The organism is Pseudomonas sp. MPDS (genome assembly GCF_013283895.1).
In the GTDB taxonomy this organism is placed as follows: Bacteria; Pseudomonadota; Gammaproteobacteria; order Pseudomonadales; family Pseudomonadaceae; genus Aquipseudomonas; species Aquipseudomonas rhizophila.
In genome coordinates this window covers 5,956,853-5,970,357 of sequence record NZ_CP054128.1, presented here as the reverse complement: position 1 = coordinate 5,970,357, position 13,505 = coordinate 5,956,853, and the positions used below count along the sequence as shown (strand labels likewise).

Below are 13,505 nucleotides of genomic sequence, written 5' to 3'. Positions count from 1 at the left end.
AAGTCGACGGGCCCAGCCTTGAAACAGTGTGCCAGCGTGAACCGGTGCTGGCTATCGACGAACGACCAGATACAAACCAACGATGACCATGATGCCGGCGGGCCAGTGGCCCAGCTGACTCAACGGGCCCCCGCTCGCCAGTACTGCACCGCCACCCAGGTGAGCGGCGCCGAGCAGGCGCATGAACCAGTCGTCCCCGCGTTCTTTCCACGGCGGCGCGGGATCGTGGGCGTGGGGTTGGGACATGCGTTCGAGCAGGTCGCGGGTCATGTTGGCCAGATGCGGGAGCTGCTCGAACTGGCTCTGCACGTTGCCCAGCAAGGTTTTGGGGCTCACGCGCTCACGCATCCAGCGTTCGAGGAACGGCTGGGCGGTGTTCCACAGGTCCAGGTCCGGGTATAGCTGGCGACCAAGGCCTTCGATGTTCAGCAAGGTTTTCTGCAACAGTACCAACTGCGGCTGAACCTCCATATTGAAGCGACGCGCGGTCTGGAACAGGCGCATCAGCACCTGGCCGAATGAAATATCTTTTAACGGTTTTTCGAAGATCGGTTCGCATACCGTGCGGATCGCCGCTTCGAATTCGTTGAGTTTGGTCTCGGCCGGCACCCAGCCGGAGTCGATGTGCAGTTGCGCGACGCGGCGGTAGTCGCGCTTGAAGAAGGCGAACAGGTTGCGGGCCAGATAGTCCTGGTCTTCGGGAGTCAGGCTGCCGACGATGCCGCAGTCGATGGCAATGTATTGCGGGCTCCACGGTTGCACGGTGCTGACAAAGATATTCCCCGGGTGCATGTCGGCGTGGAAGAAGCTGTCGCGGAACACCTGGGTGAAGAAGATTTCCACGCCGCGCTCGGCCAGCAGTTTCATGTCGGTGCGCTGGTCGGCCAGGGTCGCCAGGTCGGTGACCTGGATGCCGTAGATACGCTCCATCACCAACACTTTCGGACGGCACCAGTCCCAATAGACTTGCGGCACATAGAGCAGCGGCGAGCCTTCGAAGTTACGCCGCAGTTGGCTGGCGTTGGCGGCTTCGCGCAGCAGATCGAGTTCGTCGTAAATGGTTTTTTCGTAATCCAGGACCACGTCAACCGGGTGCAACAGGCGCGCATCGGCCGACAGCCGCTCGGCGGCCCGGGCGAGAATGAACAGCCACGCCAGGTCCTGGGCAATGATCGGCTTGAGACCCGGGCGGATAACCTTCACCACCACTTCTTCGCCGCTCTTGAGCTGCGCAGCGTGAACCTGGGCCACGGAGGCCGAGGCCAACGGCTCGACGTCGAAACGGCTGAACACTTCGCTGATCTTCTTGCCCAGTTGCTCTTCGATCAGGGCCACCGAGACCTTTGAATCGAACGGCGGCACGCGGTCTTGAAGCATCATCAATTCATCGGCGATGTCTTCGGGCAACAGGTCGCGGCGAGTCGAGAGGATCTGCCCGAACTTGATGAAGATCGGTCCCAGGTCCTGCAAGGCCAGGCGCAGGCGTGCGCCACGACTCAGGTCCAGCGTTCGCCGGGGAAACCAGCGCCACGGCAGCACGAAGCGCAGCGCCAGCAAAAACCAGGGCAGCGGCAGGGCGAACAGCAGGTCATCGAGGCGATAGCGGATCACGACGCGCTGGATGCGCAACAAACGGCGGACGGCAAGCAGCTTCATGCGTTATCGCTTGGTTTCAAGGGAGCGGGAAAGGCGCTCGAAACGCGCCTCGAGACGTTCCAGGTCAAGTTTGATCTGGTCCAGTTCATTAAAGCGGGCGTCGGCTTCGCGTTGGCCTACGAGAGTACGCGATTCCTCAGCCAGGTATTCACTCAGATTCTGCCCCAGGCTGGCGAAGCCTTGGCGATACCAGCGAGTGCGGCTGCGCAGATGGCCACTGAGTAGCTGAGTGGCCACCGGCCCGAGCCAGCGGGATACTTCATATTCCCAGTCCAGCTCCAGGTCCTGGAGAATCGCCGCCAGCTCCAGCAGCACGCCGCTGTCGCCGTCCAGTTCCACCTCAGGGCCATGCAGCACGGCGGTCTTGTCCTTGCTCAGGGCCAGGTTCACCAGGCTCGATGCCGGGGCACGCAGGGTGCAGTGGGCCTCGGCTTCCCAGTGTGCGGCGAGCATCAGGCCTTCGTCGCTGGGCAGGATGAACAGCCGCAATGCGGGGCTGCGGCAATCCACCGCAATCACCTTGCCGCTTAAGTGCGCCAAGCGCGCCAGCGCCGTACTGTCCAGGCGCAGGACGCGATTGACGCCGAGTTCGACGCTGGCGAGCAGGCCGGTGAGCAGCATCAGGGCTTGATACCGCGGTGCAGGGCCACGATGCCCGAGGTCATGTTGTGGTAGGTCACGCGGTCGAAACCGGCCTCGACCATCATCGACTTCAGGGTTTCCTGATCCGGGTGCATGCGGATCGATTCGGCCAGGTAGCGATAGCTTTCCGAGTCGTTGGTGATCAGCTTGCCCATCAGTGGCATGAAGGCGAACGAGTAGGCGTCGTAGGCCTTGGACATCAGCGCGTTGGTCGGCTTGGAGAATTCCAGCACCAGCAGGCGACCACCGGGCTTGAGGACTCGTAGCATCGAGCGCAGGGCGTCTTCCTTGTGGGTGACGTTGCGCAGGCCGAAGGCGATGGTGACGCAATCGAAATGGTTGTCCGGGAAGGGCAGCTTCTCGGCGTCGGCCTGGACGAACTCGACATTGCCGGCCACACCCAGGTCCAGCAGGCGGTCACGACCGACCTTGAGCATGGACTCGTTGATGTCAGCGAGCACCACCTGACCGGTCGGCCCGACAATGTGAGAAAACTTCTTCGTCAGGTCGCCGGTGCCACCGGCGATGTCCAGCACCCGATTGCCGCTGCGCACACCCGACAGTTCGATCGCGAAACGCTTCCACAGACGGTGCATGCCACCCGAGAGCAGATCGTTCATCAAGTCATATTTGGCGGCTACCGAGTGGAAAACCTCAGCGACTTTTTCCGCCTTCTGGCTTTCCGGCACGTTCTTGAAGCCGAAGTGAGTGGTGGGTTCGGCATCGCTGCCTTTGCGCTGATCAGTCATATCGCTGTCACCAAAAAAGAATGCGGGACATTCTAATCCCGGTGGAGGGCTTTGTCTTGGCAAGCCTGAAGGTAAGATGAGCGACCGCCGGGACGTTTTGACGCAGCCAGGGTCAGAAACGTGCAGGCAAGTCCCGATAAAACAGGAGTCATCAGATGGCCCGTATAACAGTTGAGCGTGCCCATGGCCTGGGCAAGGAAGCGGCCCGCGCGAAAGCCGACCAGTTGGCGCAGAAACTGTCCGACAGCTATGGCCTGGAGCCGCAGTGGTCGGGCGACACGCTGAAGCTCAAGCGCTCCGGGGTCAAAGGCGAGGTGCATGTGGGCGAGGACTCGATCCGCGTCGATGTCGAACTGGGCATGTTGATGTCGGCCATGAGCGGCACGATCAAGACGGAAATTGAAAAGGCGTTGGATAAAGCATTGGCTTGATTGAAGAGATGACTCAAGTTCATCACTCATTCACCTGTGGGAGCGAGCCTGCTCGCGATAGCGGCGTGTCATTCAACATCAATGTTGCCGGTCTATCGCCATCGCGAGCAGGCTCGCTCCCACAGGGGAAGTCATCACCTCGGATTCTGTGGCAGTAGTTAGGGTGCCGTTTCTAATTATTGTCACTACTTTGTTCCTGAGCCCGACCGTGTACGGGCAGTTCCTCAAACCTGTTATCGAGTGAGGTGCACCATGGCCAAAGTTATTTTGAAGAAAAAAACCGACGTTGAATCTTCCACGCTCAGCGACGTGAAAACGTACGCGCGCAAGATCTGGCTGGCGGGCCTGGGCGCCTACACCAAGGTCGGCCAGGAAGGCAGCGAGTACTTCCAGGAGTTGGTAAAAGCCGGTGAAGTTGTTGAAACCAAAGGCAAAAAGAACATTGCCGGAAAACTCGAGGCGGCCAACAGCGAACTGATTGAAGCCAAGACTGACGTCAACACGTTCAAGGCCCGGGTTGAAGTACAACTCGATAAAGTCGAGAAGGTATTCGACGCCCGTGTTGCAAGTGCCTTGAATCGTATCGGCATTCCGTCTAAACATGACGTTGAGACACTCTCTGCTAAGCTCGATGAGCTGACGGCATTGCTTGAACGTGTCGCGCGTAAACATTAAGGAGAACGGGATGGCTGGCAAAAAAATCACCGAAAAAGAAGGCAGCTCGTGGGCCGGGAAGATTGAAAAATACTCCCGCAAAATCTGGCTTGCTGGTTTAGGCGTGTACTCGAAGATTGACACTGACGGCAGCAAACTCTTCGAGTCCCTGGTTAAGGACGGCGAGAAGGCCGAAAAACTCACCAAGACGGCGGTCGGCAAACAAGTCGATGCCACCAAGGACTCCGTCGAGTCCGCCAAGTCGCGAATCGGCGGTGTGAAGGATCGCGCACTGGGCAAGTGGGACGAACTGGAAGGGGCTTTCGACAAGCGCCTGAACAGCGCGATCTCTCGGCTGGGCGTGCCGAGCCGCAATGAAGTCAAGGCGCTGCACAGCAAGGTCGACACCCTGACCAAGCAGATCGAAAAACTCACCGGCGCCAAGGTCGCGCCAGTGGCGGCCAAGACTGCGGCAGCCAAACCTGCCACCAAGACGGCAGCCAAGCCATTGGTCAAGGCCGCGGCGAAAGCCGTCGCTAAGCCTGCGGCAAAAGCAGCGGCCAAGCCGGCGGCGAAAACCGCAGCCGCCAAACCTGCCGCCAAGGCAGCGGCCAAGCCGGTAGCAGCCAAACCCGCGACCAAAGCAGCGGCCAAGCCGGCTGCCAAAACCGCGGCCGCCAAACCTGCTGCCAAGCCTGCGGCAAAAGCGGCGGCCAAACCCGCCGCGGCGAAAAAGCCTGCGGTGAAAAAACCGGCTGCGCCAAAAGCTGCCGCACCGAAGGCGCCGACTGCTGCCGCCAAACCGGCCGCCCCGACGAGCCCCGCGAACTCCGCTTCGGCTCCGACTCCGGCGGTTACCCCGACCGCTGCGCCGGCTCCATCGACGCCTACCACCCAGTCCTGATATCCAGGGCAAACAAAAACGCCCGGCCTGTGAAGGTCGGGTTTTTTTATGCGTATTCATTTGATGCACCGCAGAAGTGGGCTTGCTCCTACAGGGGGGCGGTGATGCAAATACTGAAATCACCCAGAAAACATTGTGGGAGCGAGCCTGCTCGCGATAGCGGTGTGTCAGCCACATTGATGTTGGATGTGCGTCCGCCATCGCGAGCAGGCTCGCTCCCACAAGGGATCTTCCTCTGCTGGTCGTTAGTCGTGCTCTTCCAGGTACCGCAACGCCAGTTGCTCGGTGGCAACCTTTGCCGCCGGCGGCAGATGCGGCGCTACCAGCATCATGACCTGATAGACCACCAGTCGAACTTCACCCTCGCGGTCGAGGATTCGCTGATAGTCCAGCGAGAACAGTAAGGTCATGGTGATCTGTTCCACCAGTTGCCCCAATGCCTGGGTATCGCTGACCAGCATCCCCTGGGCCTTGAGTTGCGCCAGCAGCGAGGCCAGGGTGCGTTTCAGGGCGTTGAGCAACTGGCGGATGCCCTTGGCCAGTTTTGGCAGGCGTCCGGCCAGGTTCGACAGGTCCTGGAACAGAAACCGGTATTGAGCCAGCCGTTCGACGATCAGGTGCAGGAACAGCCAATAATCTTCCGGCGCCAGTTGTACATCTGCCGGTGGGTCCAGCAGCGGTGCCAGTTCGCCCTGGAAGCGCTCGAACAACCCGAGGATCAGGGGCTCCTTGCCATGAAAGTGGTAATAGAGATTGCCTGGGCTGATGCCTATTTCGTTGGCGACTTCCATGGTGGAAACGTTCGGTTCGCCCTTCTCATTGAACAACTGCAGGGCGCATTCAAGAATGCGGTCGCGGGTTTTCATCCGGTCTTCTTAGTGATGGAAATCGTGCCACGGCCCAGTGTCTGGCCGTGGAGTGAGCCCTTAGCGCACGCGCACATAGGTTCCCGGCGCCGCTTCCAGGGGCGGGTAGTTCGCGTTGCCCAGGGTCATCTGTGTTTCGCGTTGGGCGCCGGAGCGTTCCTGGACCCAACCCAGCCACTGGGTCCACCAACTGCCCTCGATGTGCTTGGCGTCGTAATACCAGGCCCGCGGGTCGCTGCTCAGTTTCGGGTTTTCGACGTAGTTGGCCTTGGGGTTGCCCGGCGGGTTGAGAATGCTTTGGACGTGACCGCTGTTGGACAGCACGAAGCGCCGCTCGCCACCGAGCAACAGCGTTGAGCGATAGACCGCGTCCCATGGCGTGATGTGGTCATTGATGCCCGCCACGCTGAAGCTGTCCACCGTCACTTTTTGCAGGTCGATCGGTGTGCCGCACACTTCCAGGCCGCCGGGGTGGGTCAAGGGATTGTGCTTGAAGAAGTCCAGCAGGTCGCCATGGTAGGCCGCCGGCAGTCGGGTGCAGTCGTTGTTCCAGTAGAGGATGTCGAACGCCGGCGGCTCCTTGCCCAGCAGGTAGTTGTTGATGAAATAAGTCCAGATCAGGTCATTGGGGCGCATCCAGGCAAACACCCGGGCCATGTCGCGGCCATCGAGGATGCCTTTCTGATAGGAGCGGCGCTTGGCGGCTTCCAGGGTCTGCTCGTCAGTGAACAGCGTGGCGGGGCTCTCCATCTGGCTGTCCAGCAGGCTCACCAGGTAAGTGGCGCTGGCGACCCGGCGCAGTTGGCGCTTGGCTTGCAGATGGCCTTGCAGGGCGGCGATGGTCATGCCGCCCGCGCAGGCGCCCATCAGGTTGACCTCACGAGCGCCGGTGATCGCCCGGCAGACATTCATGGCTTCTTCCGTTGCCTCGACATAGCTGGACAGGCCCCATTCGCGATGACGTACATCGGGGTTGCGCCAACTGATGATGAACACCTGCAAACCGTTTTTCAGGGCGTACTGGACGAAGCTGTTGGAAGGGCTCAGGTCGAAGATGTAGAACTTGTTGATCTGCGGCGGCACGATCAGCAACGGCTTGGCGTATTGCTTTTCGCTCATGGACTTGTACTGGATCAGCTCGAGCATTTCGTTGCGAAACACCACCGCCCCCGGTGTAGTCGCCAGGGTCTTGCCGACTTCGAAGGCATGAGGTGTGACTTGCCGCGGCAGCCCGTCATTGTGCAGCAGGTCGTCCACCAAGTGGCTGATGCCACGAATCAGGCTGGTACCGCCGGAATTGAACAGCTCCTTGACCGCCAGCGGGTTGAGCAAGGTATTGGAAGGCGATACGGCATCGTTGAGCAGGGCGAAAGCGAAGTGAGCCCGGGCACGGTCATCGGGGCTCATGTCGCATTCGTCGATCCAGCTCTTCATCTGTTTCTGCCAGCTCAGGTAGGCCTGCAGGCTGCGACGATAGAACGGATTGAGCTCCCAGGTGGGATCGGCGAAACGCTTGTCGTTGGGGTTGGTGGGGTGCAGGGTTTCCCCTAGCAGCACGCGGCCCAACTGGCTGCCCAACTTCAACGCATGCCGGGCGCTGTGCACTGGGTTGCGCAAGCCGTGTACGGCAACACTGCGCAGGGTGGAAAGCAGGTCCCGGCCCCGCAGGCCGGTGACCGCACTTTGTGCGTTGATGAAGTTGGCAGGGGCGGGCATGGAACCCTTCGCCGGTTTGTCGCGCATGAGTCAACTCCTTCGTCATCAGGCTAAAAACAAACACACCGAACCAGACAACATAGTCGCTGTTCCGGGTAGTTGCGCGATCCGGCGTCCTGCCAGGCGCTTTTGGGCGGTGTCAGCCGCCACCCAGCGGCGCGGGATGCGGGTGCATGACCGCGCGCTGACGTTCTTCCTCCAGAAACTTCATGATGATCGGCGCCACAGCCTCGGCCCGGGTAATCAGGAACAGATGGCCGTCGTCGATGATGTGCAGCTGGGCGTTGGGGATGCGCCAGGCCAGCATGCGCATGTTGATCAACGGGATCAGTGGATCGTCGTCGCCGGCGAGCACCAGGGTCGGCTGGTGGATCTTGTGCAGCCAGTGGATGCTGGTCCAGCCCAGGCCGGCGAACAGTTGCCAGTAATAACCCAGCTTGCCGGCCGAACGCACCTTGGCCGCATGACTGGCCGCCAGGCTGGGGTCGCGGCGGAACGAGCCGCCGTAGATCAGTGGGGCGATACGCATAACGTGGGACGGTTGCACGTAGCGCCGGGGGCTGGCCATCATCCACAGCACTTTCGGTTTGCCCGGCACCATCACTGCGCCAGCGGCGGTGGCCGCCAGCACCAGCTTTTTGCAGCGCTCAGGGTAGTCATGGGCAAATTGCTGGGCCAGGGCGCCGCCCCAGGACACGCCGATCACGTTGACCTGTCCGTAATCGAGGTAATCGAGCATCCGCGCGGTGAGTTTTGCCAGGCCGGGAAAGCGATACGGCCGGCTGGGCGTCGACGAGCCGCCGACGCCGGGAACGTCAAAGGCGATGACTTCCAGGTCCGGGTCCAGGGCCTGGATGAACGGGAACACCAGCTCAAGGTTGGCGCCGATGCCGTTGAAAATCAGCAGGGGCGTCAAATGAGGCTTGCCGGGGCGTACCGCGGTGCGCAAGGTCTGGCCATCCAGATCGACGGTACGGAAGATGTACGGTTGCGGCATGCTTCAAGCCCTGTGGGTTGGGTCGCTGTCTTTCATTTTTCCCCCGATCCCTGTGGGAGCGAGCCTGCTCGCGATAAGGCCGTTGCATTCAACATCACTGTTGCCTGACGCACCGCTATCGCGAGCGGGCTCGCTCCCACATTGGATCTGCTGTTAACGCAAGTTTGCGTTCACCAGCGGCGTGGGCCTTGCATTAATGTCGGCTGTTGACATGCTTTCGTGAGTAACCTCACGGCTGCAACAGACGAGTTGCACCAGTTACCGCTCATGCACATACGTGCCCGGCGCCGCTTCTCCCGCCGGATAAGTCTTGTTGCCCAGCACCGTGGGTGCCTTTTTCAGTTTGCCCGAGCGTTCTGCCTGCCAGGCCTGCCAATGCAGCCACCAGGAATCGGTGTGCTTGGTGGAGTTCTCCTGCCAGTCCTCGGCCTTGGCCGGCATGTCCTCGCTGGTCATGTAGCGCGACTTGGGGTTACCTGGTGGGTTGAGGATGCTTTGGATGTGACCGCTGCTCGACAGCACGAATTCCACCTTGCCGCCAAACAGCTGTGCGGATTTGTAGCAGGACTTCCAAGGGGTGATGTGGTCGTTGGTGCCGGCCAGGGAGAAGATGTCGGCGGTGACCTGCTTGAGGTCGATCGGTGTGCCGCACACTTCCAGTGCATTGGGCCGGATCAGCGGGTTGTTCTTGAACATCTCGATGAGGTCGCCATGGAATGCCGCCGGCAGCCGGGTGGTGTCGTTGTTCCAGAACAGAATGTCGAACACCGGCGGCTCGTTGCCCAGCAGATAGTTGTTGACCCAGTAGTTCCAGATCAGATCGTTGGGACGCATCCAGGCGAAGACCTTGGCCATGTCGCGACCTTCAAGCACGCCGGCTTGATAGGAGTGACGCTTGGCCGCCTCCAGGGTCTGCTCGTCGACGAACAGCGCCACGTCGGTGTCCAGGGTGGTGTCGAGCACGCTCACCAGCAGGGTCAGGGCGTTGACCTTCTTCTCGCCCAGAGCGGCGTAATGCCCCAGCAGCGCGGTGCAAGTGATGCCGCCCGAGCAGGCTCCGAGCATGTTCACATCCTTGCTGCCGGTGATGGCCGTGACCACGTCCACCGCTTCCTTGAGTGCCTCGATGTAGGTCGACAGGCCCCACTCGCGCTGCTCCTTGGTGGGGTTGCGCCAGCTGACAATGAACGTCTGCACATTGCTGCGCAGGCAGAAGCGCGCCAGGCTCTTGTCCGGGCTCAGGTCGAAGACGTAGAACTTGTTGATCTGCGGCGGCACCACCAGCAGTGGGCGCTCGTGGACCTGTTCGGTGATGGGGCGGTACTGGATCAACTCCAGCACGTCGTTGCGAAACACCACGGCGCCTTCCGTCACGCCCAGGCTCTTGCCGACTTCGAATGCGCCCATGTCGACCTGGCTCGGCATCCCGCCGTTGTGCACCAGGTCCTTGGCCAGGTGCGAAAGGCCGTCCAGCAGGCTCTTGCCGCCGGTTTCGAAAAAGCGTTTGACCGCCGCCGGGTTGGCTGCCGAATTGGTCGGGGCCATGGCCTCGGTCATCAGGTTGATCACGAAGTGCCCGCGGCTGATGTCCTGGGGCGAAAGGTTGCTCTCGTCGATCCAGGCGTGCAGCTCCTTGCGCCACGCCAGGTAGGTTTGCAGATAGCGTTTGTAGAGCGGGTTCTGGCTCCAGGCCGGGTCGTTGAAGCGACGGTCATCGCCCGCAGGTTGCAGCTCGGATCTGCCGAACAGGACGTTCTTGAGTTCGACGCCGAAATGGGCGACGTGCTTGACGCTGTGCAGCGGTTGTTTGATGGCCTGGGTCAGCACCATTCGGGCAGAGGCCAGCAGATCTTTTCTGCGCAAGCCGACGACAGGATTCAACCCCAGGGTATTTTCCGAGGCTTGGTACTTCAGGTCATCGTTGTTCTTGTTGCTCATCTACGACGCTCCATTGTCCTTCAGACGAGTACCTGGGCCATGCCAGAAAGCCCATAGCCAATGCCAGGTACGCTGCTCGTGTGACCGTTAATTCCGCATCGAGGCAATGAGGAAACATGTGCAAGGAATTCGCCGATTCCTTTGCAGGGAACTTGCCAGCTCCATTGGTTACCCGAGTTTAATTTTTTTCGCAAGCAGGCCAGTCATTGACGTTGCCGCGGGGGCATTCAAGCAGATGAGTCTAGAAAATTCGCCCTAAAGCGCCAGCCCTTGAGTTAGAGCATCAGCTTGACGACCGACTCGTTCGGGTCGCGGGTTTTTCCGGCCGCCTTGAGTTCGGCAAGATAATCGTTCCACAGGTCCTCCTGGCGTACCGCCAACTGGTACAGGTAGTCCCAGGTGAACAGTCCGCTGTCGTGACCGTCGTCGAAGGTCAATTTCAGTGCGTACTGGCCGGCCGGTTCGACCTTGGTCAGGCCGACGCCGATTTTTCCGTATTGCAGGATCGGTTTGCCGTGGCCCTGGACCTCGGCGGAAGGCGAGTGCACCCGCAGGAATTCGGCGGGCAGGTGATACTCCTCGTCCGGCGCGTATTTGAGCGTCAGGGTCTTGGAGGCTTTGTGCAGGTTGATGGCGCTGGGGAGTTTGGTCATGGCCTCTGATCCGTTTCTGAAGGGAGCCTTGATCTGCAAAAACGACAAAGGTCCATGTGGGAGCGAGCTTGCTCGCGATAGCGGTTTGACAGTCAACGCATTGGTTGAATGATACGCCGCCATCGCGAGCAAGCTCGCTCCCACAGGTCCGAGGAAACCTGTCGGTGACTTACAGGATATACCGCGACAGGTCTTCGTTCTCTGCCAGTTCACCCAGGTGGCTGTTGACGTACTCGGCATCGATGAGGATCGGCGCTTCGTTATGGGCGCTGGCCAGGTCGCCGGCACTGAACGAGACTTCCTCGAGCAGGCGTTCGAGCAGGGTGTGCAGGCGCCGGGCACCGATGTTCTCGGTCTTCTCGTTGACCTGCCAGGCGATCTGCGCCAGGCGCTTGATGCCTTCCGGCGCGAACTCGATGTTCAGGCCTTCGGTCTTGAGCAGGGCGCAATACTGTTCGGTCAGGGACGCGTGGGGTTCGCTCAGGATGCGTTCGAAGTCTTCCGGCGTCAGGGCCTTGAGCTCGACGCGGATCGGCAGGCGACCTTGCAGCTCGGGCACCAGGTCGCTGGGCTTGCTCAGGTGGAACGCACCGGAGGCGATGAACAGGATGTGGTCGGTCTTGACCATGCCCAGCTTGGTGTTGACCGTGCAGCCTTCGATCAGCGGCAGCAGGTCGCGTTGCACGCCTTCGCGGGACACGTCGGCGCCGCCGACATTGCCGCGCTTGGCGACCTTGTCGATTTCGTCGATGAACACAATGCCGTGCTGCTCGACGGCCTCCAGGGCCTTGGCCTTCAACTCTTCTTCGTTGACCAGGCGGCTGGCTTCTTCATCGCGAACCAGTTTCAGCGCTTCCTTGACCTTGAGCTTGCGGTTCTTGCGCTTGCCCTTGCCCATGTTGGCGAACAGGCTTTGCAATTGATTGGTCATTTCCTCCATGCCGGGCGGCGCGGAGATGTCGACGCCGGCCATTTCGGCCACTTCGATCTCGATTTCCTTGTCGTCGAGCTGGCCTTCGCGCAGGCGCTTGCGGAACAGCTGGCGGGTGTTGGAGTCCTGGGTCGCAGCGGATTCGGCGTTGAAGCCCATGCGCGCTGGCGGCAGCAGCGCGTCGAGGATGCGCTCTTCGGCGGCATCTTCGGCGCGGTGACGGACCTTGGTGATTTCCTGTTCGCGCAGCAACTTGATGGCGGCATCGGCCAGGTCGCGGATGATCGACTCGACGTCGCGACCGACATAACCGACTTCGGTGAACTTGGTGGCTTCGACCTTGATGAACGGCGCGTTGGCCAGTTTGGCCAGGCGACGGGCGATTTCGGTTTTACCGACACCGGTCGGGCCGATCATCAGGATGTTCTTGGGGGTCACTTCGACGCGCAGCTCTTCAGGCAGCTGCATCCGACGCCAGCGGTTACGCAGGGCGATGGCGACGGCGCGCTTGGCATCGTCCTGGCCGATGATGTGGCGGTTGAGTTCGTGGACGATTTCGCGGGGAGTCATGGACATAGTATTTGGCGGTCCTCAAGCAGGAATGAGCCGTGGCACAGGGCCAGGCTTATTCCGCGAGATCCTGCTCCTCAATGGTCTGGGTGTGGTTGGTGAAGACGCAGATGTCGCCGGCGATGCCCAAGGCAGTCTCGACGATTTCGCGGGCCGACAGATCGGTCTTTTTCAACAGGGCGCTGGCTGCGGCCTGGGCGTAGGCGCCGCCGGAACCCATGGCGATCAGGCCATCCTCGGGTTCAACGACGTCACCGTTACCGGTAATGATCAGCGAGGCGTCCTTGTTGGCGACCGCGAGCATGGCTTCGAGGCGGCTCAGGGAGCGGTCGGTACGCCATTCCTTGGCCAGTTCCACGGCGGCACGCACCAGGTGGCCCTGATGTTTCTCAAGCTGGCCTTCGAAACGCTCGAACAGGGTGAAAGCATCGGCGGTGGCCCCGGCGAAGCCGGCGATGACCTGGCCGTGGTACAGGCGGCGGACTTTCTTCGCATTGCCTTTCATCACGGTGTTGCCTAGTGAAACCTGGCCGTCGCCGCCCATGACGACTTTGCCATGACGGCGGACTGAAACGATGGTGGTCAAGGGAAGAGTCTCCACGCAGCGGGGCGAAAATGCCCGGATGGAACTCATATGGGGGTGGCGTGGGTTTTTTCAACTGTGGGGTGGGAGAGGGGACGAGTGGCTTGTTTTGCTTTGAGGGCTGATCACGGCCCCTGTGGCGAGGGGATTTATCCCCGCTGGGGCGCGCAGCGCCCCTAAGATCTGCGATGCGGTATGGCAGGTCTATCGCATCA

The 13,505-nt window shown here is 60.8% G+C and carries 12 protein-coding genes and 1 pseudogene; 3 read left to right on the top strand and 10 right to left on the bottom strand.

The genetic code is table 11. From position 1 onward, the window contains the following. Positions 1–51: 51 nt before the first annotated feature. The 3 genes and pseudogenes from ubiB to ubiE all read right to left on the bottom strand — a co-directional run bounded on the left by ubiB (position 52) and on the right by ubiE (position 3,047). Complete coding sequence (gene ubiB, locus HQ912_RS26480; RefSeq protein WP_047225986.1) at positions 52–1,656, bottom strand: ubiquinone biosynthesis regulatory protein kinase UbiB; 1,605 nt, start codon at positions 1,654–1,656, stop codon at positions 52–54. Beyond that, positions 1,653–2,277, bottom strand: a pseudogene (locus HQ912_RS26475) (SCP2 domain-containing protein). Before HQ912_RS26475 ends, ubiB begins: the two are co-directional and overlap by 4 nt. Then, entirely contained in the window at positions 2,277–3,047 is a 771-nt protein-coding gene (gene ubiE, locus HQ912_RS26470; protein WP_047225985.1) for a bifunctional demethylmenaquinone methyltransferase/2-methoxy-6-polyprenyl-1,4-benzoquinol methylase UbiE, read from the bottom strand. The pseudogene HQ912_RS26475 and the gene ubiE overlap by 1 nt, the downstream one beginning before the upstream one ends. A 155-nt stretch (positions 3,048–3,202) precedes the next feature. On the opposite strand from ubiE, the gene HQ912_RS26465 reads away from it, so the two are divergent. The 3 genes from HQ912_RS26465 (at position 3,203) to HQ912_RS26455 (ending at position 5,036) form a co-directional block, all read left to right on the top strand. After that, complete coding sequence (locus HQ912_RS26465) at positions 3,203–3,478, top strand: polyhydroxyalkanoic acid system family protein (RefSeq protein WP_076383012.1); 276 nt, start codon at positions 3,203–3,205, stop codon at positions 3,476–3,478. Positions 3,479–3,730: 252 nt separating this feature from the next. Next, entirely contained in the window at positions 3,731–4,153 is a 423-nt protein-coding gene (locus HQ912_RS26460; protein ID WP_076383010.1) for a phasin family protein, read from the top strand. A gap of 10 nt (positions 4,154–4,163) precedes the next feature. Then, positions 4,164–5,036, top strand: a complete 873-nt coding sequence (locus HQ912_RS26455) for a phasin family protein (RefSeq protein ID WP_076383008.1) — start codon at positions 4,164–4,166, stop codon at positions 5,034–5,036. A 245-nt stretch (positions 5,037–5,281) separates the two neighbouring features. Here HQ912_RS26455 and HQ912_RS26450 read toward each other — a convergent pair whose 3' ends face one another. The 7 genes from HQ912_RS26450 to hslV all read right to left on the bottom strand — a co-directional run bounded on the left by HQ912_RS26450 (position 5,282) and on the right by hslV (position 13,293). Further along, the gene (locus HQ912_RS26450) at positions 5,282–5,902 is read right to left on the bottom strand and encodes a TetR/AcrR family transcriptional regulator (RefSeq protein WP_047225981.1); all 621 of its coding nucleotides are present in this window, start codon (positions 5,900–5,902) and stop codon (positions 5,282–5,284) included. Between the two features lie 60 nt (positions 5,903–5,962). Then, the gene (gene phaC, locus HQ912_RS26445) at positions 5,963–7,645 is read right to left on the bottom strand and encodes a class II poly(R)-hydroxyalkanoic acid synthase (RefSeq protein WP_107321406.1); all 1,683 of its coding nucleotides are present in this window, start codon (positions 7,643–7,645) and stop codon (positions 5,963–5,965) included. A gap of 112 nt (positions 7,646–7,757) precedes the next feature. Then, the gene (gene phaZ, locus HQ912_RS26440; protein ID WP_047225979.1) at positions 7,758–8,615 is read right to left on the bottom strand and encodes a poly(3-hydroxyalkanoate) depolymerase; all 858 of its coding nucleotides are present in this window, start codon (positions 8,613–8,615) and stop codon (positions 7,758–7,760) included. A 258-nt stretch (positions 8,616–8,873) separates the two neighbouring features. Next, a complete protein-coding gene (gene phaC / locus HQ912_RS26435) occupies positions 8,874–10,553 on the bottom strand; it encodes a class II poly(R)-hydroxyalkanoic acid synthase (RefSeq protein WP_047225978.1) in 1,680 nt (559 codons plus the stop codon). Positions 10,554–10,828: 275 nt separating this feature from the next. Then, positions 10,829–11,206, bottom strand: coding sequence for a gamma-butyrobetaine hydroxylase-like domain-containing protein (locus HQ912_RS26430; RefSeq protein ID WP_047225977.1), 378 nt, complete (start codon positions 11,204–11,206; stop codon positions 10,829–10,831). A gap of 169 nt (positions 11,207–11,375) precedes the next feature. Beyond that, positions 11,376–12,713, bottom strand: coding sequence for an ATP-dependent protease ATPase subunit HslU (gene hslU, locus HQ912_RS26425; protein ID WP_047225976.1), 1,338 nt, complete (start codon positions 12,711–12,713; stop codon positions 11,376–11,378). Positions 12,714–12,762: 49 nt separating this feature from the next. Next, positions 12,763–13,293 carry an ATP-dependent protease subunit HslV gene (gene hslV, locus HQ912_RS26420; protein ID WP_003186641.1) on the bottom strand — a complete coding sequence of 177 codons (531 nt, stop codon included), beginning with the start codon at positions 13,291–13,293 and terminating at the stop codon, positions 12,763–12,765. Positions 13,294–13,505 lie beyond the last annotated feature (212 nt).

Excerpts from the sequence above, each read along its gene's own strand:
- ubiE (WP_047225985.1), bottom strand. The coding sequence starts at position 3,047 with ATGACTGATCAGCGCAAAGGCAGCGATGCCGAACCCACCACTCACTTC.
- hslU (WP_047225976.1), bottom strand. The coding sequence starts at position 12,713 with ATGTCCATGACTCCCCGCGAAATCGTCCACGAACTCAACCGCCACATC.
- phaZ (WP_047225979.1), bottom strand. The coding sequence starts at position 8,615 with ATGCCGCAACCGTACATCTTCCGTACCGTCGATCTGGATGGCCAGACC.
- phaC (WP_107321406.1), bottom strand. The coding sequence starts at position 7,645 with ATGCGCGACAAACCGGCGAAGGGTTCCATGCCCGCCCCTGCCAACTTC.
- HQ912_RS26450 (WP_047225981.1), bottom strand. The coding sequence starts at position 5,902 with ATGAAAACCCGCGACCGCATTCTTGAATGCGCCCTGCAGTTGTTCAAT.
- ubiB (WP_047225986.1), bottom strand. The coding sequence starts at position 1,656 with ATGAAGCTGCTTGCCGTCCGCCGTTTGTTGCGCATCCAGCGCGTCGTG.
- HQ912_RS26460 (WP_076383010.1), top strand. The coding sequence starts at position 3,731 with ATGGCCAAAGTTATTTTGAAGAAAAAAACCGACGTTGAATCTTCCACG.
- HQ912_RS26430 (WP_047225977.1), bottom strand. The coding sequence starts at position 11,206 with ATGACCAAACTCCCCAGCGCCATCAACCTGCACAAAGCCTCCAAGACC.
- HQ912_RS26465 (WP_076383012.1), top strand. The coding sequence starts at position 3,203 with ATGGCCCGTATAACAGTTGAGCGTGCCCATGGCCTGGGCAAGGAAGCG.
- phaC (WP_047225978.1), bottom strand. The coding sequence starts at position 10,553 with ATGAGCAACAAGAACAACGATGACCTGAAGTACCAAGCCTCGGAAAAT.
- HQ912_RS26455 (WP_076383008.1), top strand. The coding sequence starts at position 4,164 with ATGGCTGGCAAAAAAATCACCGAAAAAGAAGGCAGCTCGTGGGCCGGG.